Origin of the sequence: Dehalogenimonas formicexedens (assembly GCF_001953175.1) — a bacterium.
Lineage (GTDB): Bacteria > Chloroflexota > Dehalococcoidia > Dehalococcoidales > Dehalococcoidaceae > Dehalogenimonas > Dehalogenimonas formicexedens.
This window is the reverse complement of the sequence record NZ_CP018258.1, coordinates 809089-832538: the sequence shown is the minus strand read 5'-3', so window position 1 is coordinate 832538 and position 23450 is coordinate 809089. Positions and strand designations below refer to the sequence as shown.

At 53.1% G+C, this 23450-nt stretch carries 21 protein-coding genes and 2 pseudogenes; 9 read left to right on the top strand and 14 right to left on the bottom strand.

The window, feature by feature from the left end:
• Positions 1-9 precede the first annotated feature (9 nt).
• Genes cobT through cobU form a run of 4 tightly spaced genes read left to right on the top strand, consistent with a single transcriptional unit; the run spans position 10 to position 3080 of the window.
• Complete coding sequence (gene cobT / locus Dform_RS04475; RefSeq protein ID WP_076003963.1) at positions 10-1071, top strand: nicotinate-nucleotide--dimethylbenzimidazole phosphoribosyltransferase; 1062 nt, start codon at positions 10-12, stop codon at positions 1069-1071.
• Positions 1072-1130: 59 nt separating this feature from the next.
• Positions 1131-1895, top strand: a complete 765-nt coding sequence (gene cobS, locus Dform_RS04470) for an adenosylcobinamide-GDP ribazoletransferase (RefSeq protein WP_076003962.1) — start codon at positions 1131-1133, stop codon at positions 1893-1895.
• Positions 1896-1906: 11 nt separating this feature from the next.
• Positions 1907-2515 carry a histidine phosphatase family protein gene (locus Dform_RS04465; RefSeq protein ID WP_076003961.1) on the top strand — a complete coding sequence of 203 codons (609 nt, stop codon included), beginning with the start codon at positions 1907-1909 and terminating at the stop codon, positions 2513-2515.
• Position 2516: 1 nt separating this feature from the next.
• A complete protein-coding gene (gene cobU, locus Dform_RS04460) occupies positions 2517-3080 on the top strand; it encodes a bifunctional adenosylcobinamide kinase/adenosylcobinamide-phosphate guanylyltransferase (RefSeq protein WP_076003960.1) in 564 nt (187 codons plus the stop codon).
• 78 nt (positions 3081-3158) lie between these two features.
• On the opposite strand, the pseudogene trxA reads toward cobU, so the two are convergent.
• From trxA to Dform_RS04390, 14 genes and pseudogenes are all read right to left on the bottom strand, one after another.
• Positions 3159-3479 (bottom strand): annotated as a pseudogene (gene trxA / locus Dform_RS04455) (thioredoxin).
• Positions 3480-3530: 51 nt separating this feature from the next.
• Positions 3531-3719 (bottom strand): hypothetical protein, encoded by a 189-nt coding sequence (locus Dform_RS11560; RefSeq protein WP_225973761.1) that lies wholly within the window; start codon positions 3717-3719, stop codon positions 3531-3533.
• A 64-nt stretch (positions 3720-3783) separates the two neighbouring features.
• Positions 3784-6972 carry an FAD-dependent oxidoreductase gene (locus tag Dform_RS04445; RefSeq protein ID WP_076003958.1) on the bottom strand — a complete coding sequence of 1063 codons (3189 nt, stop codon included), beginning with the start codon at positions 6970-6972 and terminating at the stop codon, positions 3784-3786.
• Positions 6973-6991: 19 nt separating this feature from the next.
• Positions 6992-8140: a (Fe-S)-binding protein gene (locus Dform_RS04440; RefSeq protein WP_076003957.1), complete on the bottom strand. Its 1149-nt coding sequence runs from the start codon at positions 8138-8140 to the stop codon at positions 6992-6994.
• A gap of 75 nt (positions 8141-8215) precedes the next feature.
• A complete protein-coding gene (locus Dform_RS04435; protein ID WP_225973733.1) occupies positions 8216-9166 on the bottom strand; it encodes a sensor histidine kinase in 951 nt (316 codons plus the stop codon).
• Positions 9167-9378: 212 nt separating this feature from the next.
• On the bottom strand, positions 9379-10053 hold the full coding sequence (locus Dform_RS04430; protein ID WP_076003955.1) for a response regulator transcription factor: 675 nt from the start codon (positions 10051-10053) through the stop codon (positions 9379-9381).
• A gap of 61 nt (positions 10054-10114) precedes the next feature.
• A complete protein-coding gene (locus Dform_RS04425; RefSeq protein ID WP_076003954.1) occupies positions 10115-10753 on the bottom strand; it encodes a DUF3786 domain-containing protein in 639 nt (212 codons plus the stop codon).
• Between the two features lies 1 nt (position 10754).
• On the bottom strand, positions 10755-12101 hold the full coding sequence (acsC, locus tag Dform_RS04420) for an acetyl-CoA decarbonylase/synthase complex subunit gamma (RefSeq protein WP_076003953.1): 1347 nt from the start codon (positions 12099-12101) through the stop codon (positions 10755-10757).
• 13 nt (positions 12102-12114) lie between these two features.
• Positions 12115-14300 (bottom strand): annotated as a pseudogene (acsB, locus tag Dform_RS04415) (acetyl-CoA decarbonylase/synthase complex subunit alpha/beta).
• 130 nt (positions 14301-14430) lie between these two features.
• Positions 14431-15273 (bottom strand): acetyl-CoA decarbonylase/synthase complex subunit delta, encoded by an 843-nt coding sequence (locus Dform_RS04410; RefSeq protein WP_225973732.1) that lies wholly within the window; start codon positions 15271-15273, stop codon positions 14431-14433.
• A 36-nt stretch (positions 15274-15309) separates the two neighbouring features.
• Positions 15310-16197 (bottom strand): bifunctional methylenetetrahydrofolate dehydrogenase/methenyltetrahydrofolate cyclohydrolase FolD, encoded by an 888-nt coding sequence (gene folD, locus Dform_RS04405; RefSeq protein WP_076003952.1) that lies wholly within the window; start codon positions 16195-16197, stop codon positions 15310-15312.
• Positions 16194-16973, bottom strand: coding sequence for an ATP-binding protein (locus tag Dform_RS04400; RefSeq protein ID WP_076003951.1), 780 nt, complete (start codon positions 16971-16973; stop codon positions 16194-16196). Before Dform_RS04400 ends, folD begins: the two co-directional genes overlap by 4 nt.
• The gene (locus Dform_RS04395) at positions 16970-18886 is read right to left on the bottom strand and encodes an ASKHA domain-containing protein (RefSeq protein ID WP_076005061.1); all 1917 of its coding nucleotides are present in this window, start codon (positions 18884-18886) and stop codon (positions 16970-16972) included. Before Dform_RS04395 ends, Dform_RS04400 begins: the two co-directional genes overlap by 4 nt.
• An 11-nt stretch (positions 18887-18897) precedes the next feature.
• A complete protein-coding gene (locus Dform_RS04390; RefSeq protein WP_076003950.1) occupies positions 18898-20658 on the bottom strand; it encodes a formate--tetrahydrofolate ligase in 1761 nt (586 codons plus the stop codon).
• 194 nt (positions 20659-20852) lie between these two features.
• Here Dform_RS04390 and Dform_RS04385 point away from each other — a divergent pair, with 194 nt between their 5' ends.
• Genes Dform_RS04385 through Dform_RS04365 form a run of 5 tightly spaced genes read left to right on the top strand, consistent with a single transcriptional unit; the run spans position 20853 to position 23447 of the window.
• Positions 20853-21065: an AtpZ/AtpI family protein gene (locus tag Dform_RS04385; RefSeq protein WP_076003949.1), complete on the top strand. Its 213-nt coding sequence runs from the start codon at positions 20853-20855 to the stop codon at positions 21063-21065.
• A 16-nt stretch (positions 21066-21081) separates the two neighbouring features.
• Positions 21082-22101, top strand: coding sequence for a F0F1 ATP synthase subunit A (locus tag Dform_RS04380; RefSeq protein WP_076003948.1), 1020 nt, complete (start codon positions 21082-21084; stop codon positions 22099-22101).
• A gap of 38 nt (positions 22102-22139) precedes the next feature.
• Complete coding sequence (gene atpE, locus Dform_RS04375; RefSeq protein ID WP_076003947.1) at positions 22140-22370, top strand: ATP synthase F0 subunit C; 231 nt, start codon at positions 22140-22142, stop codon at positions 22368-22370.
• Positions 22371-22391: 21 nt separating this feature from the next.
• A complete protein-coding gene (gene atpF / locus Dform_RS04370) occupies positions 22392-22892 on the top strand; it encodes a F0F1 ATP synthase subunit B (RefSeq protein ID WP_076003946.1) in 501 nt (166 codons plus the stop codon).
• Positions 22893-22901: 9 nt separating this feature from the next.
• Positions 22902-23447: a F0F1 ATP synthase subunit delta gene (locus tag Dform_RS04365; protein ID WP_076003945.1), complete on the top strand. Its 546-nt coding sequence runs from the start codon at positions 22902-22904 to the stop codon at positions 23445-23447.
• The last annotated feature ends 3 nt before the right edge of the window (positions 23448-23450 follow it).

The window sequence follows — 23450 nt, the reverse complement described above, 5'->3', positions numbered from 1 at the left end:
GAGACGACCATGGGAGATTTATTGAACAAGACAATCGCGGCGATCAAACCGCTGGACAAGGACGCTATGGCCAGGGCTGCGGCGCGGCAGGACATGCTAACCAAGCCCCAAGGCGCTCTCGGTAGATTGGAAGAAATATCGATCAGGCTCGCCGGCATCCAAGGCAAGCCAATTCCGGTAATAAAAAACAAGGCAATCATCACCATGGCCGGAGACCATGGAGTTGTCGCAGAAAAAGTCGGCAATTATCCCCAAGAAGTTACCCCGCAAATGGTATTGAACTTCGTACATGGTGGCGCGGCGATTAATGTGATCTCGCGCCAGGTAGGAGCCCGCGTCGTTGTAGTTAACATGGGTGTGGCGGGTGACCTGCCGGCCGACATCCCGGTGGTCAACAAGCTTGTCGCCAGGGGCACCAGGAACATCGCCAAAGGGCCTGCGATGACCGAAGCGCAAGCGGTCCAGGCCATCGAAGCCGGCATCCAGGTGGTTAACGCCGAGATCGATAAAGGCCTCGATATCGTGGGCACCGGAGACATGGGCATCGGGAATACCACGCCTTCCGCCGCCATCTGTGCCGTGATGACCGGCCAATCGGTAGTTAAGGTTACCGGCCGCGGCACCGGTCTTACGGACGATCAACTGCAACACAAAATCGAAGTTATCGAAGAAGCCATCTCGGTTAACAGGCCTGACCCGAAGAATGGACTTGACGTTCTGGCCAAGTTGGGCGGATTTGAAATAGGCGGTATCGCCGGCGTCATTCTGGGCGCCGCTGCCCGCGGGGTACCGGTGGTTGTCGACGGCTTCATTTCCGGCGCCGGCGCTCTGATCGCCGAAGCGATAGCCCCCCAGTCACGTGAGTACATGTTCCTGGGACACCTCTCAGTGGAACCCGGCCACAAGATCATGGCTGACAAACTGGAGCTCAAGCCGATAGTTACACTGGACCTGCGCTTGGGTGAAGGCACGGGCGCGGCGATAGGTATCTTTATCGCGGAGACCTCTGCTAAAATACTGGCCGAAATGGCAACCTTCGGCGAAGCGGGAGTCTCCGAGAAGGAAGAATAGGCAAAGGTCGAAATCTCCACCCGCGATCGTTTAGAGGTTACCCGGAAGGCGATAGAACGATGTCTTTCCTGGCAGCTCTACGTTTTTTGACCAGCATACCGATTCCTTTCAAACGGGAGGAGTGGGACAGGCCGTTGACCCAGCAGCAGTTCGCCAGGTCACTGGTCTTTTACCCGTTGGTAGGACTGATCCTCGGGGGAGTGCTGTGCGGGCTGTACTGGATATTCTCCAGATTATTGCCTCCGCTGCTTGCCGATGCGATGGCCATAGGAGTCCTGGCTTACCTGACTGGTGGATTGCACCTGGACGGCTTGATCGATACCTTCGACGGATTGGCCGGGGGGCACCGGTCTCCCGAGCGCCGGCTGCAGATCATGAAGACCCCGGACGTCGGCGCGATGGGGGTGGTAGCCGGCGTGGTCCTGTTGCTGTTGGAATTCGCCGCACTGGCCAGCGTGCCCCAGGACCATGTGTACCTGGCGCTCGTCCTGATGACGGTGCTTTCCCGGTGGGCCATGGCTTACGCTGTCTTCAATTATCCTTACGCCCGGGATACGGGGATGGGCAAAGAATTGAAAAGCGGCTCAAGCGGCTGGGTCATGCCGGTTGCCAGTATTGTCGCCGCAATTATCGTCGGCGTTACCGGCAGTTGGCTGGGAATAATTGTCATGGCGGGAACCTGGGGGTTAACCGTTATGCTGTCAGCGTTCTTCAAAGGCAAGTTCGGGGGCCTTACCGGGGACACTTACGGAGCGCTCAACGAAATCAGCGAATTTACCACCTTATTGCTGGTGGTTCTCTTCACCTTCAATAATTGGCTTTAGAGGACAAACGATTGCGACTTATCCTGGTACGACACGGCAAAACGGCTACCGATAATCCGGAAAAATGCCACGGTTCTACCGACATCGACCTTTCGGAAGAAGGGTACCGGCAGGCCCACCGCCTTGCCGAGCGATTCAGGCATCAGAAAATAGACGCCATATATGCCAGCACACTCCGCCGAGGGATCGAGACAGCTAAACACATCGCTGCTCCTCATAATATCAAGATATATAGCGCTCCCGAACTTAATGAAGTGAATTTCGGCCAGATCGAGGGCATAACCTTCGAAGAAGCCTGCGGGCTCTTTCCCGAGGTAACCGAATTATGGCGCTGTGGCAGCACCAGTATTTGCTTCCCGCTTGGAGAACGGTTCTTGGATTTTGTCGAAAGGGTCAGCGCGTTCACAGAGAAATTGAAGAGCCATAAAGACGATGATACGGTCATGGTCGTAGGCCATGGCGGACCCTACAAGGTGCTCCTGTGTAAACTCCTCGGCCTGCCTATCGATCATTATTGGCAATTCAAATTTGATATGGCTTCGGTAAGCATAATAGATATTTACCCCACCGGGGCAATGCTGGGAAAATTAAGCGACACGTCACATCTGACAAGGGATTAATATGAAAAAGAGAACCATTCTCCTCATTGGGGGAGCGCGGAGCGGCAAGAGCAGTTACGCTGAAGAATTAGCCCGTGAGATCGGCGGCGAGGTCTTATTTGTGGCTACTGCCGAAGCCCGCGATGAAGAAATGCGACGGCGGATTGAGGTGCACAAGAAATCGCGTCCGGCGCACTGGCATACGCTTGAAGCACCATGCAAGGTTGGCGATTGCATCTCCAAAGATAACCGGATACTCGACGTTGTGGTGCTGGACTGCGTTACCCTGCTGGTAAACAACGTCCTGTGCCAGCATATGGCAGTCTCAGGCGAGGACGTTGACGAAAAAGCCGTGGAGGCTGACATCAAAACCGAGATCAACTCGATCATCGCATGCATGGTTCAAAGTCTGGCCACATATATCATGGTGACGAATGAGGTAGGTGAGGGCATCATCCCGCTCGGGGCGTCGACGCGAATTTATCGAGATGTTCTGGGCAGGGCGAACCAAATGCTGGCAAAAGCGGTGGATGAGGTCTATCTGATGGTCGCGGGAATACCGCTGAAGGTAAAACCCCAGAACTAGCGATTCCCGTTACAAACGAGAAATCAAAAAGAGAGGCGGCTCGAATCGAGCCGCCTCTTTACATAATCTGGTGTCACCCTAGATCAATTTATCGATCTTGGACTGAAGGGCGCTCTCCCGGAACGGCGCCAACAACGGTATCGGCAACCTTACCATCTTTAAAGAACATAAGGGTAGGGATGGACATCACCCTGTACTCACCGGCCGGTTTTTTGGTTATTGTCAACGTTAATTTTGCAGAATTTGAACTTTTCCTTGTGCTTTTCTTCAAGTTTTATCAACAATCGGGGCTACCATCCTGCACGGACCGCACCACGGAGCCCAAAAATCCACCAGGACCGGCAGCTTGGATTTCATCACCTCGGCATCAAATGTATCATCGGTAACTTCCAGCGGCATTGTTCACCTCTCTTTATAGACTATCTACAATAGTAACGTTTCGGGGCTTAACTAGGTCAATAGTTGGAACAACGCGGTCCTGCCGCGCCGGATAATTATCGGATCGTAGCTGGTTACGAAATCGAAAACGGTAATATTTAAAGGGCTCACAAAAGCGTCTACCATGGCACGTAACTGATCGGGCGTAAACCCTTTGACCACAATGCCAGCCTTTGGGAGGTAGCCATGCAGACGCCGCACCCACGGCACTTGATCGGGTCAGTCTCAACTATTTTTTTGATAACGCCGGAATTTTCATACTCGATCAATGTGATTGCCTTATACGGGCAGGGGTCGATACAATAAGCGGCAAACCATCGCAATTTTCCTCTATGACTTCGGACACCCGGGGCTCAAGTTCGATCTTGCCTTTGGCGATGGTAGCCAGGACCCGGGCAGCCGCGGCCTGGGCTTGGGCAACCGTTTGGGGAATATCTTTCGGTCCCTGGGCGCAACCGGCGATAAAGACGCCCTCGTTCATTGTCGCGATCGGGTCCAGTTTGGGGTGCCTCTCGAGGAAAAAGCCGTCAGCACTACGGGACAGGCCAAAAAGACGCCCGACGGCTTCGGCGTCCGGTTGGGGTTCGACAGCCACCGCGAGAACCACCATGTCAACCGGTACCCTCAGGACGGTGCCCAGTAGCGTATCTTCAACAATAACGATGAGTTTGCCGCTCTGTTCATCACCGATCGTTTTGTCGGTGATCTCAGCGACTTTACCGCGGACAAAATTGACACCATCTTCAGCAATCCGGTTCGAGAATTCTTCATAACCTTTGCCCGCGCACCGAAGATCGATGTACATCTGGTAGACCCCGGCACCGGTGCGCTCCCGGATCAGGTGAGCCTGTTTAAGTGAATACATGCAGCAGATCTGGGAGCAGTATTCATGATGATTTTTGTCCCGACTGCCCACACAGTGAACGATGGCAACCGATTCTGGCTTGCGTCCATCCTTTAACCTGATATCACCGCTGGTGGGACCGGAAGCATTAGCCAGGCGTTCAAATTCAAGGCTGGTTATGACATTCGAAAATTTTCCGTAACCATAGCGGGAAATCGCAGCGGGATCGAAAGTATCGAAACCGGTGGCGACAACAATGTTGCCGATTTCCAAATCGATAGCTTCGGTCTTCTGGTCGAAATCGATGCACCTGGCTTCACACGCATCGACACACTGCTCGCAGTCGGAACAACCGGCGCAGTTGAGACAACGGGCGGATTCTGCCACAGCCTGCGCTTCAGTCAGGGTAAGTTCGGATTCGGTAAATGAATTATCGAACGGAGCGTGAGATGTTTTTGCCCGGTTTGTCCGGATAATCCCGTCAAGAGAAGGGTGCACGATATCTGATTGAGGTTTACGGTTAGCGGCGAGATCTACCCCGTTGAGAAAGCGGTCGATAGAAACGGCCGCCTGCTTGCCTGCGCCGATGGCTTCGATAACCGTTGCCGCTCCGGTGATGGCGTCACCGCCGGCGAAGACGCCTTTTAGATTTGTTTCCAGAGTCACCGGATCGGCTGTTACGGTTCCATTGGTATTGCGTTCGAGCTCCCCGAATTCAGCGCGGTCAACCGATTGGCCGGCAGCGATAATGACACTGTTGACCGGTACTTCAAATTCGCTTCCGGACACGGGTACCGGGCGGCGACGGTTGCTTGCATCAGGCTCTCCGAGTTCCATGCGGACACAGCGCAAAGCGCTCAGAGTGCCTTCAGAGGAAAGGATTTCAACCGGGGCAGCAAGCATCATGAACCGCACGCCTTCAGCTTCGGCAGCGGCTACTTCCTCGGGAATTGCCGGCATCTCAACCCTTGAACGGCGGTAGATGACAGTCACCTCGGTGGCTCCGAGACGAACCGCGGTGCGGGCGGAGTCGATCGCGGCATTACCGCCGCCGATTACAGCAACCCTGTCGCCGAGTTTGGGCGCCTGGCCTTTTCTTACCCGCTTTAGAAACTCGAGGGCGTTAAGGACGCCGTTGGCTGACTCACCTGGTATACCAAGTTCCTGGCTCTTCCAGGCGCCGCAGGCGACGAACACGGCAGCGAAGCCATGGTCGTCGAGACCGGCAAGAGAATCGACCTTGATCCCGGTTTTTATTTCGGCGCCGAGTTCCTCGATATACTTGATGTCATTATCCAGGGAGGCTTCTGGCAGGCGATAAGCCGGAATGCCGTAACGGAGCATACCACCTGGTTTTTCATCGGCCTCATAGATGGTCACCGGATAGCCAAGTTTAAGGAGGTCATACGCACATGCCAGACCAGCGGGACCCGAGCCGACGACGGCGATTTTTTCCGACCGCTTGATGTTCCGAACCACGGGGTCACGTCCGCGAGTCAATTCATAATCAGCGATAAAACGTTTAAGAGCCCGAATTGAAACGCTTTCATCGACATCTTTTCGACTGCAGGCGTTTTCGCATGGATGGGTGCACACGCGTCCGCATACGGAGGCGAATGGCATGGTTCGGCGCACGACTTCAAGAGCTTCACCAAATTTGCCTTTGGAGATCAAAGCCGTATAGCCCTGGACGTTCACGCCAGCCGGGCAAGCGGCGCGGCAGGGCGGGGTACCACGCCGGTCTATGGTATAGGTGTTGGGAACGGATTGTGGGAACGGCCGGTAGGCGGCTTTACGAACTGAGAGTCCCTGATCGAACTCGGAGGAAATCTCGACAGGGCAGGCGACAGCACAATCACCGCAACCCTTGCAGTCCTTTTCACGTATATAACGCGGTTTCCGGTTGACTGTAATTATGAAGTTTCCGGCGTGCCCGGAAACTGAGGCAACCTCGCTGTACGATAACAGTTCGATATTGGGGTGCTGGCCGGCCTGGCTCATCTTGGGCGTGGAAATACAGGCGGCACAGTCGAGGGTCGGAAAGGTTTTGTCCAATTGGGCCATGTGCCCACCGATGCTGGGTTTTTTTTCGACGAGGAAGACCTTGTGCCCGGCATCTGCGATTTCGAGGGAGGTGGTGATCCCTGCGATACCGCCGCCGACTACTAGAGTATCTTTATTAACTTCGATAGTGTGGGGTTCGAGGGGCTTTTGGAGAGCTACCCTCATTACTGCGGCTCTGACCGCGTCCTTAGCCTTTTTGGTTGCCGCCACCGGGTTTTCACGGTTAACCCAGGCGCAGTGTTCCCTGATGTTAGCCATCTCAAGCAGATACGGGTTAAGGCCGGTGGTTTGCAGCACCCGGCGGTAGGTTTTCTCGTGCATTGTGGGCGAACAAGCGGCGACCACCACACGATTCAGTTCGAATTTCGAAATATCTGCCTTGATAAGTTCTTGCCCGGGATCGGAGCAGGTGTATTTGTTCGCCCGGGCGATTACCACACCTGGAAGTGTACCGGCGTATTCGGCGACTGAGGCCACATCGACAACGCTAGCGATATTGATACCGCAATGGCAGACATAAACCCCGATCCTGATTTCCTCAGACACAAGAAGCCTCCAGCAAAATTTACAGGGCCTCGGCGAGTAGTTCGCTGATATCCATGATGTCGATGGTTTCCGAGGCAGACTGATTCAGAGAACTGTCTTTAAAATTCGATAAACAGTAAGGGCACGCGGTTACCAGTGTATTGGCGCCGGTTATCAACGCTTGTTTCAACCTGTCCTCACAGAAGCGTTCGTCTCGGGGGGTGTCCATCCAGATACGGCCACCCCCGCCGCCGCAGCAAAGGCTTTCGGCCTTATTGGGTTCAATTTCGATGAAATCAACCCCGGTTATTTCTTTGATCAGTTGTCTAGGATCGTCGTAAACCCCGTTGTGGCGGCCCAGGTAACAGGGGTCATGATACGTGACCTTGCGCTGAGTGTTTTTTCCGGGTTTGAGGCGCCCTTGACGGGTTAGTTCCGAAAACAATTGCGAGGTGTGAATTATTTCGAAGCGTGCTCCGATTTCAGGGTATTCACGTGCGAAGGTATCGAAACAATGTGGTGAATTTACAATAATCTTTTTAACCCCGTTGGTTTCAAAAAGACTGCTGTTTGTGCCGACCAGCTGTTGAAACAAGGCTTCATCGCCGGCTTTACGCGCGCTTTCACCGCAGCAGACTGCACCTTCAAGTATGCCAAAATCGATTCCAGCATGCGTAAGAATCCGTGTTGTAGCTCTGGCTACACTTTTCAAGTTCGGGTCGTAGGACGTGACGCAACAAGGGAAGTAAAGGTAGTGTGTGTTTTGATCGAACCGTTTGATATCTAAATCAGCAGCCCAGGCGTTTCGGTTTCCGGTGGGTTCGCCCATGGGGTTACCCACGGCAGACAGGTTGCGTAAAGCGCCGGCCAGGGCAGACGGGGCTTCGGCTATGCCCATTCCAATAACCGATCGCCGCAGTGCCCGCATCAGATCGATGATCGGCACCCCTCGGGGACAACGCTCGACGCATTTGTTGCATGTAACACATCGCCACAAAGATTCCGATTCAAAATCGGTCAGGCCGAGCCAGGCTTCCTGGAACATACGACGCGGCAAAAACGAGGTATAGTCTCTCCAGGGACAAGTGGCGGTGCAAGTGCCACATTGATAGCATTGTTTTAAAGCATCGCCGCCGCTTTCGATGATGAGATCTGCGACTTCTTGGAAGGGTGATTTGGTCCCCAACATTCACCTCACTGATGTTGAACGATCATTCAACATTATTGAGCGGGATTATAACATAGGGTCAAGATCCGTACCAATTTAGTAGGGGTGTTCAGTGTGCTCGGATGGGTTGGGGAGTTCGACCTTTACAGTCGTGCCCTCGCCTGAAACTGATTTTATCGACAGTTTTGCTCCGATCAATTGGGCCCGTTCCTGCATACCGGTCAGACCCAATTTCCCGCTGACTGCCAGATCACCTATCCGGTCCGGAGGATGGAAACCCCGGCCGTTATCCCTAACGGTAAAAACGGTTGTCTCAGGTTCGAAGTCCACGGTAACCAAAACCTCTGTCGCCATAGCATGCTTCCCGACGTTGCGGAGAGACTCCTGAACTATCCGAAAAAGAACGAGTTCCGCCTCAGGCGGAAACCGCTTAGCCTCTCCATTGATCTTCAGTTCGATTTTTATTTTGTAGTGCTTGGACAATTCCGGGATTAACCAATCTAAAGCCGGAATTAAACCAAGGTCGTCCAGTACCGAAGGGCGAAGGTCCTGACTGAATCGACGGACGCCACTTAAAGTGCGGTTAATATGCTGATGCATATCCTCAAGATAGCTTTCATCGGTTGAAGGCAAAGCCGGATGCAGGGTCATGAAACCATCAACTTTGCGTGATAAAGCGATCAGGTCCTGCGCCGTTTCATCGTGAAGTTCTTGGGCGATCCGCCGTCGCTCCTCTTCCTGAGCGATAGTAATCTGTTTCAAATAGAACCTGAGATTTTGTTGCATGCGCTGCAGTTCACGTTGAGCATTCTCTAATCTCAAATACGCTACCTGGCGGTGTCTTTTGTCAGTTTCATAACTCTCAAGCCAGAGATTAACCACCAAACCGATGATAACAATACCGATAATTTCAATGATGTCATCCTGGGTCGGTCCGGACTGCGAAAGAAACAAGTTGGGCATTATGATACCGATGGCGATCAATAAAGCGAGTAAGCCGAAACGCATCCCGAAAACGAGCGCGGCGTAGGTGACCGGCAGTAACATAATCAGCCGTCCGAAAGAGTGCCGGGTAAGCGATAAAAACGAATTAGGGTCGACTGTGTTGATAAATGGAATCAGGTGGGGATATTGCAGGAAAAATCCTCCCACAAATAAGAGAACCAGCAGCCAGAAATGGAAATTAAGTAGGAAACGAGGCCACCGCCGCGTTTTTGGTGTTTTGGGACCGGAGGGTGCAGTACTGGCACTAACCGCGCCTATGGCAATTCCTCCATATAGAACCAGCCCCGCTTCAGATCATACAAAATCGCTTCGGTACGCGAAGCGACATCTAATTTTTTGAATATGTTTGAAAGATGGGTTTGTACCGTCCTGGTGCTTACAAAAAGCTGCTCGGCGATATCCCTGTTACTTACGCCTCTAGCTGCCAGTTTTAGCACTTCCATCTCCCTTTCGGTAAGAGTGTTGGAAGAGGTGTCATCATCAGTTTTAACTGCCTTTACCTTGAGATGATCGATAACACGGCGAGTAGTGGAGGGTTGGAGAATCGACTCTCCGGAATATACCGCTCTAATGGCGTCTATGAGTTGATTGCCGCGAACGTTTTTTAGCAGGTACCCCGCGGCTCCGGCCTCTAGCAAAGCCATGATGTATTGGTCGCTATCATAGGCAGTCAGTATCAAGACAGCGGTAGAAGGCTGGATCTTCTTGATTTGCTTGGTCGCTTCGATACCGTTCATGTTCGGCATTGCGATATCCATTACAATGACGTCAGGTCTATAGACGCGCGCCAATTCCACCGCTTCGACACCATCGCTGGCTTCAGCCACGACCTGCATATCCGGTTGTCGCTGAACCAGTTCTTTTGTGCCCTCACGAACGATAACGTGATCGTCGGCAAGGAGGACCTTGATCTTTTCGGTACTTTCCATAAAGTTTATATCTAAATTATTATATTCCAGCAGGGTCAGGCTGTCTATGATTTGGCATTTTTCAGGCGGCTAACCGGTTGGCAACCGAATGGCATAAAACGGCAACATCTTCGACAGGGAGATAATCCGTGATGCTGGCATCGAACAAAATCGAACCCTCGGGTGGCAAAAGGTCATCGCCGCGCCAGAATACCCAGTTCAAGGTGACCCTGGCAAAGACAGGGATCGATAAACCCAGATCGCCCATAGCGATTTGGGTTCCACCAATATTTTTTGCCGCGCCGATTAGATCACCAACGGACTTGTTGAATATATTGACAATCGGAGCGATCGCCCTTTTGTAGAACGTTGGGAAATAACCCGAACCCTCGGGGAGGTCTTTGAACGAAATCAATTTGCCCGAAGCCGGTTTGCCCCCGGCCGTGACAAGGTAGTGCAGGATAACCAGTTTATCTGAAATCGAAAGTAGAGGAAACCCTGCTGCGGTCACGCTGCGCTGTCTGATGTCGACGATGACCGGAAAATTCAAAAAATCTAGCTTTATACCCTGGCCCGGCCCAAGCGAGGCGCCGCTGCGCATTCCCAATATCGTCGGATCAACCTCGGTGAGTCGATCAAAAGCCAATTCATAGGATTGGCCGTACGCCTGGTCGTATCCCGGAGGCGAAGGTAGCTTCGGCTTCTGTTCGTTCGGCTTCAATCTATTTCCAGTTCGATTTTAGATATGACAGGAGGTGAGCCGCTTCCCGGGGTCCTACCATAATCTCCCAACCAGGTAGCTGTTCTTCGAGGCCGCCGCTTTCCTGGGCAATGTATCCAGGGATAATAATCTTGCGGTGCTTGATCCGGTCGGCAATACCGCTCTTTTTGACGAATCCGCCGATGTTATCGGCGCCGAACTTTCCGGCGGCCCAGGCAGTCATCACGGAAAGCCCTTCAGTGTCCTTGATCAAGAGGTGGGCAGGCATCCGGGTGTTCTCGATCTCGCCGGAGACGATGAAATAAGTCAGCGAGAAATTGCAGGTGATGGCAACAGGAGAGTTCTCATCGGGTCCGTTTATCTCATAGATGCCCTCGGCGGTAGCCTGGGGCCTCTGGGGGTCGCTGAAAAGGTTCATCCGTGCTACCAGGAGCGGGAAAAGGGTCTCTCCCCGAAAATCCGACAAGACGATTATCCCCGCGTATTTCGCTACCATGATCGAAGCAATCAGCGCTTCTTTCAGGGGGTTATCCGTCATTTCGCCAGGAAAGGCGATCGTCGGATAACCCAATAACCGGAACTTCTTTAGCAAAGCCAACCTGCGTAGGGCAACTTGATCCGCCAGGGCGCTTTTGATGTTTCGGGCTCCGGAATCCAGGATTATGTCCTTGATGCCAAGTTTGACCAACCGGTCGGTCAATTCGGCCAACCCATCCAGGCTTTCGCTTCGCGCTACAACTGGCAGCTTGTAATCGACCGCAATTGGAGCCAGCAGGTCAAGGTTTGATTCTGTGATAGCGCAAAGAACTGGTTTTCTTTCTGAGCAGGCATTAGCCGCAGCTACTATACCATCGACGGCTTTGCACAGCAGGATGATGCCTGCGTCGGTTTCGGCTTTGGCTCGGCTTGCCAAAGATGCGTAAGTTTCCGGGTTGCCGGACTCATATTTCAGAGCCACCAGTTCCGGACGGAGGGTCGCTCCAACGCGGTTATAAGTGTAGAACTTCAAAGCTTTCAAACGGCGATCGATTTCAGCTTCAGGCATGGTATCGCTGATCGTAATCGCCAGTCCCGGGGGATTCTCAAACCTTTTCTCATGCCGGAATAAAACCGTCTCTCCACCGACTTTGAGCGTCTTGTTTCCAGTGCTTATCGTTATGGGGCGGATGGGCGGCGCAGAAGCTTCCTCAAGTTTTGCCTTTGACTCGGCGGTTACAAAAGGGCAGGCGCTCAACTCGGCCTTACCGGCAGCCAGACTCATGGCGAAAGCCAGGCAGGTGGGCACGCCGCATTTACCACAATTTGTTCTCGGTAGATATTTGAAAATTTCAATCCCTGAAAGGGCCATGGTGTCTCCTTTGTTATAACAGCGGATCTAACGAGAGCGCCGGGTGATTCATCTCGGTCAGGAAGGAAAGAATGGCCTCTTCCGTCGTACCAACGGTCTCGTCGGCAACCCGGTTCAATAGATCCGGGATGCCAATCTCGTTTGCCCGCTCGTTAAAAAGATCGGCGATCTCTTCTTTAAGGGAACGGGGCATCCAGACCAGCCGCTTAATCCCCTCTTCGGCGGCCAGGAATTTCCGTTGGGTGATATTGTACTTGGAATGCCCCACGAAACCGGGTGTAGTAACGCCGCCGCCGATGGTCCCGGCCAGCGTGGTGAATTTCATACCGCAGGGCGTCATATCGGTGTATTCTCGGTTGACCGTCATAACTCCGTTGCACAAGGGGAGTATGGCGGAAATGCATTCCATACAGCCGCAGGCGGTCATAGGATCCGATATGATGCTGTAAAAATTATAATGGTCCACGTTACCCCGCGACGCTTTGAAAACATATTCGTTAACGCCTTTCCACTGGCCCAGGCGCGGGTCGAGAGTCTGGCCTTTGGATACTGGCTGGTTGGGACCGATGGGGTTGATGTCAAAGGATGCCTTGCAATCCATCCAGTTGTAGGACCCGCAGAGCCCGGTCCGTTCCGGACTGATCACGCATACATGGGACGGGGCGAAGGACTGGCACAACAGGCAGGAATAAAAGGTCTCCACAGATTCATCGGTCATTCCCTCGATGCGGGCATCACGAGCGGCGTAGGCCTCTTTGGCTTTGGCAACGATCGCCAGCACGTCCTCGGTGCGGGTGTAAAGGGTTACCTGCATTTTATCGAAGATGCGGCCGAAATCCTGGTGCAACTTGGCGTGGAGCAATTTTCCGATATGACTCAGCCTGAACCCTTTTTCAACCGCCCCTTTGCTCACCCTTAACCATGCAATATCCCTCTGGCCGATGTGCATGACACCCTGGGCGTAATTGATGAGGTGATGGATCTGCCTTTCCAGAATGGGCTCGTAATCGTCCTGCATTTGCCTTCCGGCGACTTCGACAACGATGGCCAACGGCAGTTTGCTGCCGGCGGGAACCTCATCTAATTCAGGTCCACTGACTTCAACCGCACCGTCAGTGACTTCGTCGATCGGCCTTGAAGTTACCCACTCTACCATCGGCGTGCGCCCGCCACCGCATTCAAGGTAGATGTCTTCACCCCTGACACGCTCACCTTCGTAAGCAGGGCCGTAAGCCACCGGGACCGGGACTTCGTTGATCACGATCTTGAGCCCACGGACATCGATCGCCCGGTTGACGATTTTATCTTGAGAAACATTCGATACGATGGCATTTGGAATTTCGGGAATGGCAGAATCGGCAATAACCGGAAAGCCGAAGTTGAGAGCACCCGCCGCGGTAGCCGCCCATTCTTCGCTCACTTCGCCAAGAGCCATCACAAAGGCGTAAACCCTGTTTTTGCAGTATTCAAACAAGCTCTTCGCCTGCCCCGGAATGACGTTGCCAAAAGAGAGGGCGACTCGCACGGCAAAGCCGATCCCGAAAACGGTCGACGAGGTGTCCGGACCGAAGGGCACCAGCCGGGTCGGCCAGCCGACCTGGATGCCAGAACGCAGTAACTGCCGCGCTAATAGTTGGTCGCCGCTGGCCGCGCTCATAAAGGTATAGAGGTTTTTCTGCTGCAGTTCAGTCGCAATTTTTACGGCGATTTCATCGGAGGGCGCCGCGCCAAGAATAGCAGCAAAACCAGGGGCGGTCCCGTCAACGAACTCGACGCCCCTTTTTCTCAGGATGACGTCATCGGCGGCGCCAAGCCAGATATTGTCGTCAATCGGATCCTCGGTCTTGGTGTAATAATCAGGCTGTTCCAGGTATCGGATCGCCTCAATGATCTCTTCGGCGAACAGAGCCGCCATGCCGGCATTGAGCACCGGATCCAGTGATAAGAGAGCGTCCTCAGGTTTCATGACCGGAGGCAGCATCTCGCGGCATTTGGCTATTGCGTGTGCCACATCGCCGAGGGTCTCTACTTTTTGACCGGTTACGCCGTAAATTACCGGAAGGAAGTAAGCCGTATTTGGGAAAACCGACTGGTTGGCCGCTACCTTTGGTTACCAGAGCGTTCCGCCAGGCAGATTCAGCCCCGGTCTACCAACTGGTGAGCGCCGTTTATGGCAGCAGTGGCAATAATCGTTGACATAATGTTAACCTCGGAATCGCTAAATATCGAGATCAGCTAAGATCGTCGATCATATCCTTAACCAGTCTAATAGCCTCAGGATGCCGCATCACCAGTATATCGGCGCCAGCCAAAAGCAGTAACGTGGCGCTCATGGCTTCCAGGGTAATGCCCGCGTTTTTTCGGCATCTCCCAGCCTGGGGTCTTCGGATTCTGCGATTTTGGCTTCTTTGGATTTCCAGGTTTCCCGGGCGATATTACAGATGAGCGGGAATTGGAGCTTTTCATCCTGTTGCGTGAGCGCCGCCATCCGGATACGTTCCATCACAGAATATGCGTATTCGATGCCGTAGCCGATAGAACTCACCGTTGGATCCATTATCATCTCGTTGGGATTGACTCCCAGGTTAGCCATCAGGATATTTAACTGCTTGGCAAGGTTGATATCGATAGGGCTGGACGCAATGACGGTATGCTTGTATGCCATTGCCGCTGCCGCTATCTTTTTGTAATCACCTTTTTCCACAGGACCAAGGACAAGGCGCCGGTCCTGTACCGCTTCCGCCACAGCCCGCAGCACCTCGGTATCTTTTTCATGGTTGGCCGTACCCCAGACAATCAAAGGCACATCGATTGAGTGGGCTACTTGGGAAACCACCCTGGCTGCTGCGTCTGCATCCCGGTTGGTTCCGTTCGGGTCGGTGCTCTGGAGTTGCAGGCAGATCATCTCTGCCCCGTACACCTCGACGCACTTTCTTGCCCATGCGACCGGATCGTTCATCTCACCGGCGAAGGGCGCCTGTGCCGCCTCGGGCCAATCTAATGGAGCTTCATCATAAACTTCCATGGCGATACGGGGCGGATTCGGTGAAGATCCTTCAAAACCGTAAAATGAATATCTCTGTTCGCCGCCGACCATGACTTGCTGTCTATCACCGAGACTGATTGAACGTATACTACCGGAATAATTGATCCTGGGAATATCTACAGCCATAAAAGTTCCTCTCGTCTGGAGGTGGAATAATCTCGGCTATTTCAAGCCGTGAGCCATCTTGGCGGCTTTGACTGTGTTTGCCATCAGCATAACGATTGTCATCGGGCCGACGCCCCCCGGAACCGGCGTGATGGCGCTTGCGACGGCCTTAACATTATCAAAATCGACGTCTCCACACAAGATTCTCTTGCCGGCTGGAGTTTTGCCGATCTCATTGGTTCCCACATCTATGACCGTGGCGCCCGGTTTCACCATATCGGCGGTGATAAACCGTGGTTTACCAATGGCCGCGATGAGGATGTCAGCCCTTCGGGTATGGTTGGCCATATCATGTGTAGCAGAATGGCAGACGGTCACCGTGGCGTTGGCTCCGGCGGCCTTCTGCAACAGTATGTTGGCTATTGGCTTGCCCACGATGTTTGACCGCCCCACGACTACCACTTCCGCACCTTCGGTATCGACATTGCTTCGGATCAGCATCTGCTGGATGCCGGCAGGGGTACACGGCAGCAGGGATTTTTCGCCGATAACCAAACGCCCGATGTTGATGGGATGGAACCCGTCCACGTCTTTGTCGGGCGAGATCGCCGTCAGAACCCTGTTTTCATCGATATGTTTCGGCAGCGGCACCTGCACCAGGATGCCGTTGATCCTCGGATCGTCATTCAAAGTTTTGATGAGGTAGAGCAATTCCTTCTCGGACGTTTCTTCCGGCAATGGATAATTGGCCGAGAATATCCCCAACTCCTGGCAGGCTCTGACCTTGGAACCGACATAGGTTTGGGACGCCGGATCATTGCCCACGATGACGGTGGCCAGACCGGGTATGACATGGTGGCGGGCGCGAAGCATCTCAATTTCATTTTTAAGTTCTTCGCGAATCTGCTTAGAAATTTCGGTACCGCTTATAATCCTGGCCGTCATGAATTAACCTCACTCGGATTCTTTGAAAGAATCTGGTTCATCATTTTATCGATTGCCTGGACCGACGCCGAGTCTCCGGGCATATCCAGCAGCGACCGCTGGTGCCAGTCGTATTCCATTATTAGACGGTCTTCCGGTATCGCGGCTCCTATCGAGATGCCCAGCCTGCCGAATTCCGCTTCAACAAGTGGATCGATTGTCTCGGGAGCCTGGTTCAAGATGACCCACCGATGTTTGATGTTAAGTCTCAGTTCTTTTACCAATTGGATTATCGTACCGACGGTACGTACGCCCTTTACTGAATGGTTTGAGACGAGCAGCAGATGGTCGATAGACTCGGTTGTGCCGCGGCTTAGATGCTCAAGTCCGGCTTCGTTATCCATAACCATGAACTTATAGTTTGGCAAAAGTTTGTCGATGAAGGATTTCAGGACATTGTTCGGAAAACAATAGCAGCCCGCTCCTTCTCCCCGGCCCATGGTTATTAAGTCAAAATCCTGGCTTTCAAATATCGACTCGTTCAGTTTCAAGTCCAGTAGAGCTTCCTTGGACATACCCGGTGGAATAACAAGTTTATTCTCGTTGTAACCAGCCAAAATGGAGCCAATGGTTTTTTCAACATTCACACCCAGGCCAAGGTCAAGATTTGCTGCAGGGTCGGCATCGACTGCCAGGACAGGGACCCTACGCTGTTTTATGAGATAACGGACGATCAGGCAAGCAATGGAGGTTTTGCCGGTACCCCCCTTGCCCGCCATGGCAATGGAAATGGTCATGTCGACTGTGTACCCCCCGATTTGATCACGCCGTGGCTGACTGAAGGGAAGAGGCTTGCATCGGTGTGGGGTAAAAACATGGAAGCCGTGTAATTTTCCATAAATGAAACATTTTCCGAAAGCTCAATGTTGGTTATAAGCCCGGCGACCTTCCTGCCGGCTTCAATAAGTTCAGTTGAAAAACTGGACAGGCGTGCGCCGAGAAGAGAGCCGTTCCCGACAAACACGAATTTACCGCGGTCGATGTCCGGCAATAACCCGATGGTAATTGCATCTTCGATATCGAGATGGCTGCCGAAGGTACCGGCCACGATAACGTTTACTAAACCATCGAAGGTGAGGTCCACGCTTGCCAGAAGTGTTTGATAGCCGGCGTACATCGCCCCCTTGGCGCGAATCAGGTTTTCAACATCGATTTCAGTCAAGACTATATCTTTACCGATCGACGTCTCACCCGCCTGAACAAGCAGGTATTCCGGGCCGTCCTCTCCATCCCGAACGTGTTTTGAAGCCTCGATATTAAATTTGCCTCTTTGGTTGATGATTCCGTTTAAATACAGAGCCGATATCGCGCTAATCAAGCCGGCGCCGCAAATGCCGCGGGGTTTGTCTCCGCCGATTGTGGTGATGTTCGGGCTCCCGTCGGCGCCAATCCTGAACGATTCGATCGCTCCTGCTGTCGCCAGCATGCCATGTCGGATGCCACCGCCTTCGAAAGCCGGGCCAGCTGAGCAAGAAGCGGACACCATCCATTCCCGGTTGCCGACCACGATTTCTCCGTTTGTGCCTATATCGATATACAGCACCGTGTCGGAACGCTGGAATATTCCGGTTCCCACGAGACCGGACACGATATCGCCGCCAATGTAGCTGGCGACCGATGGAATCGTCGAGACGGGCACGTCGTACCCCAGGTCAAGACCGATTTCTCCTGCGGAAACAACAGGAAAGACAGAAGCAGTTGGCACGTAAGGCTCGAGTCTCAGATATTTTGGCTCCACTCCCGTCATCAATTGGACCATGGTAGTGTTCGCAGCAACCATGACATGGGCTATCTGCGACGTATTGACGCTGGCACGGGAAGCCATGTCCGATGCGATCTTGTTCATGGTCGAGACCACCGCCCGTTGCAGTTGGGTCAGGCCGTCCCTTTTTCCGGAGTAATTGATCCGGCTGATCACATCGTCGCCGTAGGCGCGTTGACCATTGTACTCAACCCCCTGGGCCAGGACCTTGCCTTCGTTCAGGTCCAGAAGTTCCCCGCGGATGCCGGTGGTCCCGATGTCGAAGGCGATCCCGTAATTCCGGTCTCTGGTGTCGCCTCCTTCCACGTCGATCAACCGCAGTCCATGTTGTTCTTTCAGCGCCGTGAGAGTGATTTTCCAATTGCATTCTCTAACTGCGCCGGGCAATTTTTTCAAAAAAGCAAGCGCAATCGAAGGATTCTCAATGCCGTGAGATTCGAGAGCCCGGGCCAGGCGGGTAAGATCGCTTGAATTATCCCGCAAATTCGGCGGGGGTAGCGCTATAAAAAGTTTGAAGACCGGCGGGGCGAACCGCCAACCGGATGCCGCCATGACTTCTTCTCGAGTGACCAGCGAACGAAGGTGCCCGCTTGAAGCAGGCGCTTGGGCTTCGGGTAATACGTACACGATCAGGTCTGTCAAAATCCGGGTCTGGCACGCCAGCCGCACGCCGTTAGCAACATCTTCGTTGCAAAGGATCGAACCCGGAGATGTTTCTACGTCACCCTTTTTAATGGATACCCTGCAAGTGCCGCAAACCCCATCGCCACCGCACGAGGCAGCGATGCCGACACCCACGCTCCTGGCGATTTCCAGCAGGTTGTCACCTTCGTGTGCGGGAGCTGAGATGCCCTGGGGCTCGAAACGGACGGTGATCGGCTTATTCATGGTGTTCAAACCTAAAACAGGCCTTTGACTTTGCCTGTTTCGACATCGACATCGATGCGGCGGAATGCAGGGTCGGAAGACGTCCCCGGCATCAATTTAATATCTCCGGCCACCGGGACAACAAATCTGGCGCCATTATATGTAAGGATATCCCGTATAGGAAGAACCCACCCGGAAGGCCGGCCTTTCAAGTTGGGATCGTGAGACAAACTCAGGTGGGTCTTAACCATGCAGGTAGCAAAATCCGATTTGGAAGCGTCAGCTTCGATGGCTTCGGCTTTAGCTTTGGCTTCCGGCGTGTAGGATACCCCATCGGCACCGTACACCTGCCTTGCGATCTTCTCGATGCGGGAGGTCAGGGGCAAGGAGCTTTCGTATAACAACTTGAAGTCATTTTTCTCTTGGCAGGCATCGATAACCGCGTCCGCCAGCTCGAGGGCGCCTTCACCGCCCAGGAGCCAATGGCGCGAGACGGCGACCCTGGCTCCGGCGCGTTCAGCTTCTCTTTTGACGATGGAGATTTCTTCTTCGGAATCCGTTGAGAAATGATTGATACAAACCACCGGGATAATACTTGACTGTTTCACCGTTTCAATGTGGGCGACGAGGTTTGCCGCCCCCTGCTCAACGAGAACCGGGTTAGGCTGGGTGTACGCTGCGTCCAGCGGTTTACCCGGTTTAACAGTCGGACCGCCTCCGTGCATCTTCAGGGCGCGCACCGTGGCAACAATTACGGCGCAATTAGGTTTCAATCCACTGACCCGGCACTTGATGTTCCAGAATTTTTCAAAGCCTATGTCGGCGCCAAAGCCACTTTCAGTTACATGGTAATCAGATAATTTCAGGGCGACTCTGTCGGCGACGATAGAAGACTGGCCGACGGCGATGTTGGCGAACGGCCCGGCGTGGACCATCACGGGTTGTCCTTCAATTGTCTGGAGAAGATTCGGATTTGAAGCCCGGACCAGCCAGGCAGTCATCGCTCCATCGACTTCAAGGTCGTGGGTAGTGACCGGATTGCCCTGCCGATCATAGGCGACGACGATGCGTCCGATGCGCTCGCGCAGGTCACGAAGGCTGGTGAACACCGCCAAAATAGCCATGACCTCCGAACTTACCGATATGGCAAAGCCCGAGCGCATCATGTAACCATCGGTTTTGCCGCCGAGCCCGATGATGATATCCCGCAATGATTGAGCGCAGAAATCCATGGCCCATCGCATTGGAATATTATTGGGATCGATATTCAGCCTGGGTAGCTTGCGTTTTGCCAAAAATTCGTCGGTGTTGTTGGCTTCGTGCTGTAATCGGGCAGTCAAAGCTACCATAGCGAGATTGTGCGCGTTAGTGACGCAATCGATGTCACCGGTTAAACCGAGCGAAAAAGGAGTCAGAGGAATACATTGAGAAAGCCCGCCTCCGGCCGCCGATCCCTTAATATTGAAAGTCGGCCCGCCGGACGGTTGGCGGATTGCCCCCGAAACGTTGCCTTTTCTCTTGGCTAACCCTTGAACAAGTCCGATCGTTGTGGTGCTTTTGCCTTCGCCGAGCGGGGTAGGGGTGATTGCGGTGACGTCGATGTACATGCCATCGGACTCATTTTTGAGACGTTCCAGTACTTGGGCGTAATCCACTTTGCCCAAATAATGTCCGTAGGGCAAGAGTTCATTTTCCAGAATGCCCCATTCAGCCGCCAGCCGGGATACCGGTCTCATCGACTTTTCGGATTCTTCCGCTATCTGCCAGTCCTGAAGTTTTGTTGGATCTAACATCTTAGTAATCTTCCAATGCGAACAACGATGCCGCCGGGAGAAAAATCATAGAATAGTCCAGTATAGTTTGGGGTCGTTGGCTAGTCAAATGGATTGGCCATTTGTTCCCGTTTTTAGACAATTGTTTTATCAGTATTAGGACTTGACCCCAATGGGCGCTTCTGATATGCTTTGTCGGGTTTTTTGAGGCAGGGATGAACCGATGGCGAACCGGCCTGCAGTTCATCGGGATCGGCTGGTATATCAGCCTGATGATCCTGGGAGGGATTCTCCTGGGTCGATGGCTGGATTCCAAGCTTAACACCGGACCTCTGCTGTTGATAGTCGGGCTTTTCCTGGGTTTGGTAGTCGCGTTTTACGGCGCTTACCGGATGATGCCGAAGCCGCCGGATAATAGCAACGAATAGACAAGGATAATCGATAGTGCCAAAAGCGCCTCAAAAGAAAATAATCGGGCTGTCAAAACCGGTCTTTATTGCCTCTTTAATTATCGTTCTGGCTCTGTCTATTGTCAGCCTCCTGGCAGGCGCTATCGGCCGATCCATTATCAAAAATGTCAGTTTGCCCAGTTGGATCATCGTCGATCAACCCAGACCGGAACTGCCCGCTGAAGCCATTGCCCACATCGGCGGCATCGCAATTACCAACACCATGTTGACCGCCTGGATAAGCATAGTCGTTTTAGCCGTTTTCTTTTTCCTTGCCACCCGAAGAATGAAACTGGTGCCTGGCAGACTACAGGCAGTTGCCGAATCCATCATCGATCACCTCTTCTCCTTCTGCACGGACATCGCCGGAGAGAAGAACGGCCGTAAGTTCTTCCCGCTGATGGCAACCATCTTCCTTTTCGTCATTACCAATGCCTGGATGAACCTCATCCCCGGTTACGGATCCATCCTCATCGACACCCACGAAGGCGCCGTCATCTTGTTTCGCGGCGCCAATACCGATATCAATTTCCCCCTGGTGTTAGCGGTTGTTTCATTCGTCATGGTCGAATACTGGGGCTTGCGGACGCTGGGTGTATTTCATTACCTGAGCAAGTTCTTCAATTTTAAGAAATTTATCCGCGGATGGAAGGAATTATTCACCGGCAAACTAAAAGATGGCGTCATGGACATTTTTATGGGCGCCATCGATATCTTCATCGGTTTAATCGAACTGCTTTCTGAGTTCATCCGACTTCTCTCTTTTACCTTCCGTCTTTTCGGCAACATGACCGGCGGCGAAATCTTACTTATCTCTATGTTGTTCCTTGCGCCTTTCATCGTGGCCATCCCGTTCTACGTACTGGAATTGTTCGTGGGGTATATTCAGGCGCTCATTTTCGCCGGGCTTACCCTGGTCTTCGCTTTCATGGCCGTGTCTTCCCATGAAGCTGAGGGTGAATCCCACAGCTCGGAACACGGCGGAGCAGCAATCGCTGAGGCCGCATCTCACTAGGGAAATATAACGAGAAGTTCAAGAAAGGGGATCAATCAATGGACGAAGCAGCGGTACGACTCTTAGCAGCAGGTTTGGCAATGGGCTTGGGCGCCATCGGCCCTGGCGTAGGTCTTGGCATTCTGGGCATGGGCGCGGTTAACGCGGTCAGCCGTAATCCCGAAGCGCGGGGCACCATCTTTACCAACTTCCTTTTCGCCCTGGCTTTGACTGAAGCCGTCGCGATCTATGCCCTGGTTGTCGCTATCATTTTGATCTTTGTCGCCTAGACTACCAAGGAGGATAAGACCATGGGAGCACTAGGCATTAACCTGCCTTCATTTATTGCGCAACTGGTAAATTTCGGGATTCTGTTCCTGCTTTTATCGGTCTTGGCTTACAAACCCATCCTAAAAATGATGGACGAACGGAGCCGGCGCATCAAAGAAAGCCTGGAACAGGCAGAGGTGATGAAGGCGCAGGCCGAGAAAGCGCAAGAGGACTTCAAACAGCAGATCGCCGAAGCCTCCAAACAAGGTCAACAGGTGATTGAACGGGCGGCCAAGACCGGCGAAGAGATCAGGGAAAAAGCCAAGGTGGAAGCCCAAGCTGAGGCGGAAGCTCTGTTGCAACGAGCCAAGGCTGACATCCGCCGTGAGCGCGATGAAGTGATCGATGAGTTGCGTAAAGAATTCGCCGATCTGACCATTCTTGCGGCCGGCAGGGTTATCGGAAAATCTCTCGATAAAGCAGCCCATCGCGAAATGATTGACCAGGTGCTCGAAGAGAGCGCCGCGTTGAGAAAGAACTAGAGGGTTACTTTGGGAAAAAGTGCCTACGCCCAAGCCATGCGGTATGGACAGGCGATTTTTGAAATTGCCGCCAAGCACCAGAACTTCAACACATGGCGGGACAACCTTGAAACGTTGGTCCGCATGGTGCAAGACCGGGATGTACTCTTTTTCCTCGAGAATCCCCGCGTGTCAGTAGCCGCAAAAAGAGAAGCGCTCGAACCGAAATTGAAAGGCGTCAATCCGCTGGCGGTCAACTTGCTGTACCTACTTGTCGAGCGCGGTGGTCTGGCACTGATGCCTGATATTTTTACCGATTATCAGCGCCGATTGGACGAACTGCACGGAATAGCCCACGCTAATGTCAGTGCCGCGGTTCCCCTGTCCGAAGCCGAGACGGTGGAAATCAAGCAAAAGTTGTCGCTTATGTTCGGTAAGCAGGTTGACATAACAACCAAGGTAAACCCGTCTCTCCTGGGGGGAATCGTAGCCAGGGTAGGTGACAAAGTTATCGACGGCAGTGTCTCACGCCGTCTGGAAAATTTGAAACGAGAAATTAACCAGGCCAGATTATAACTC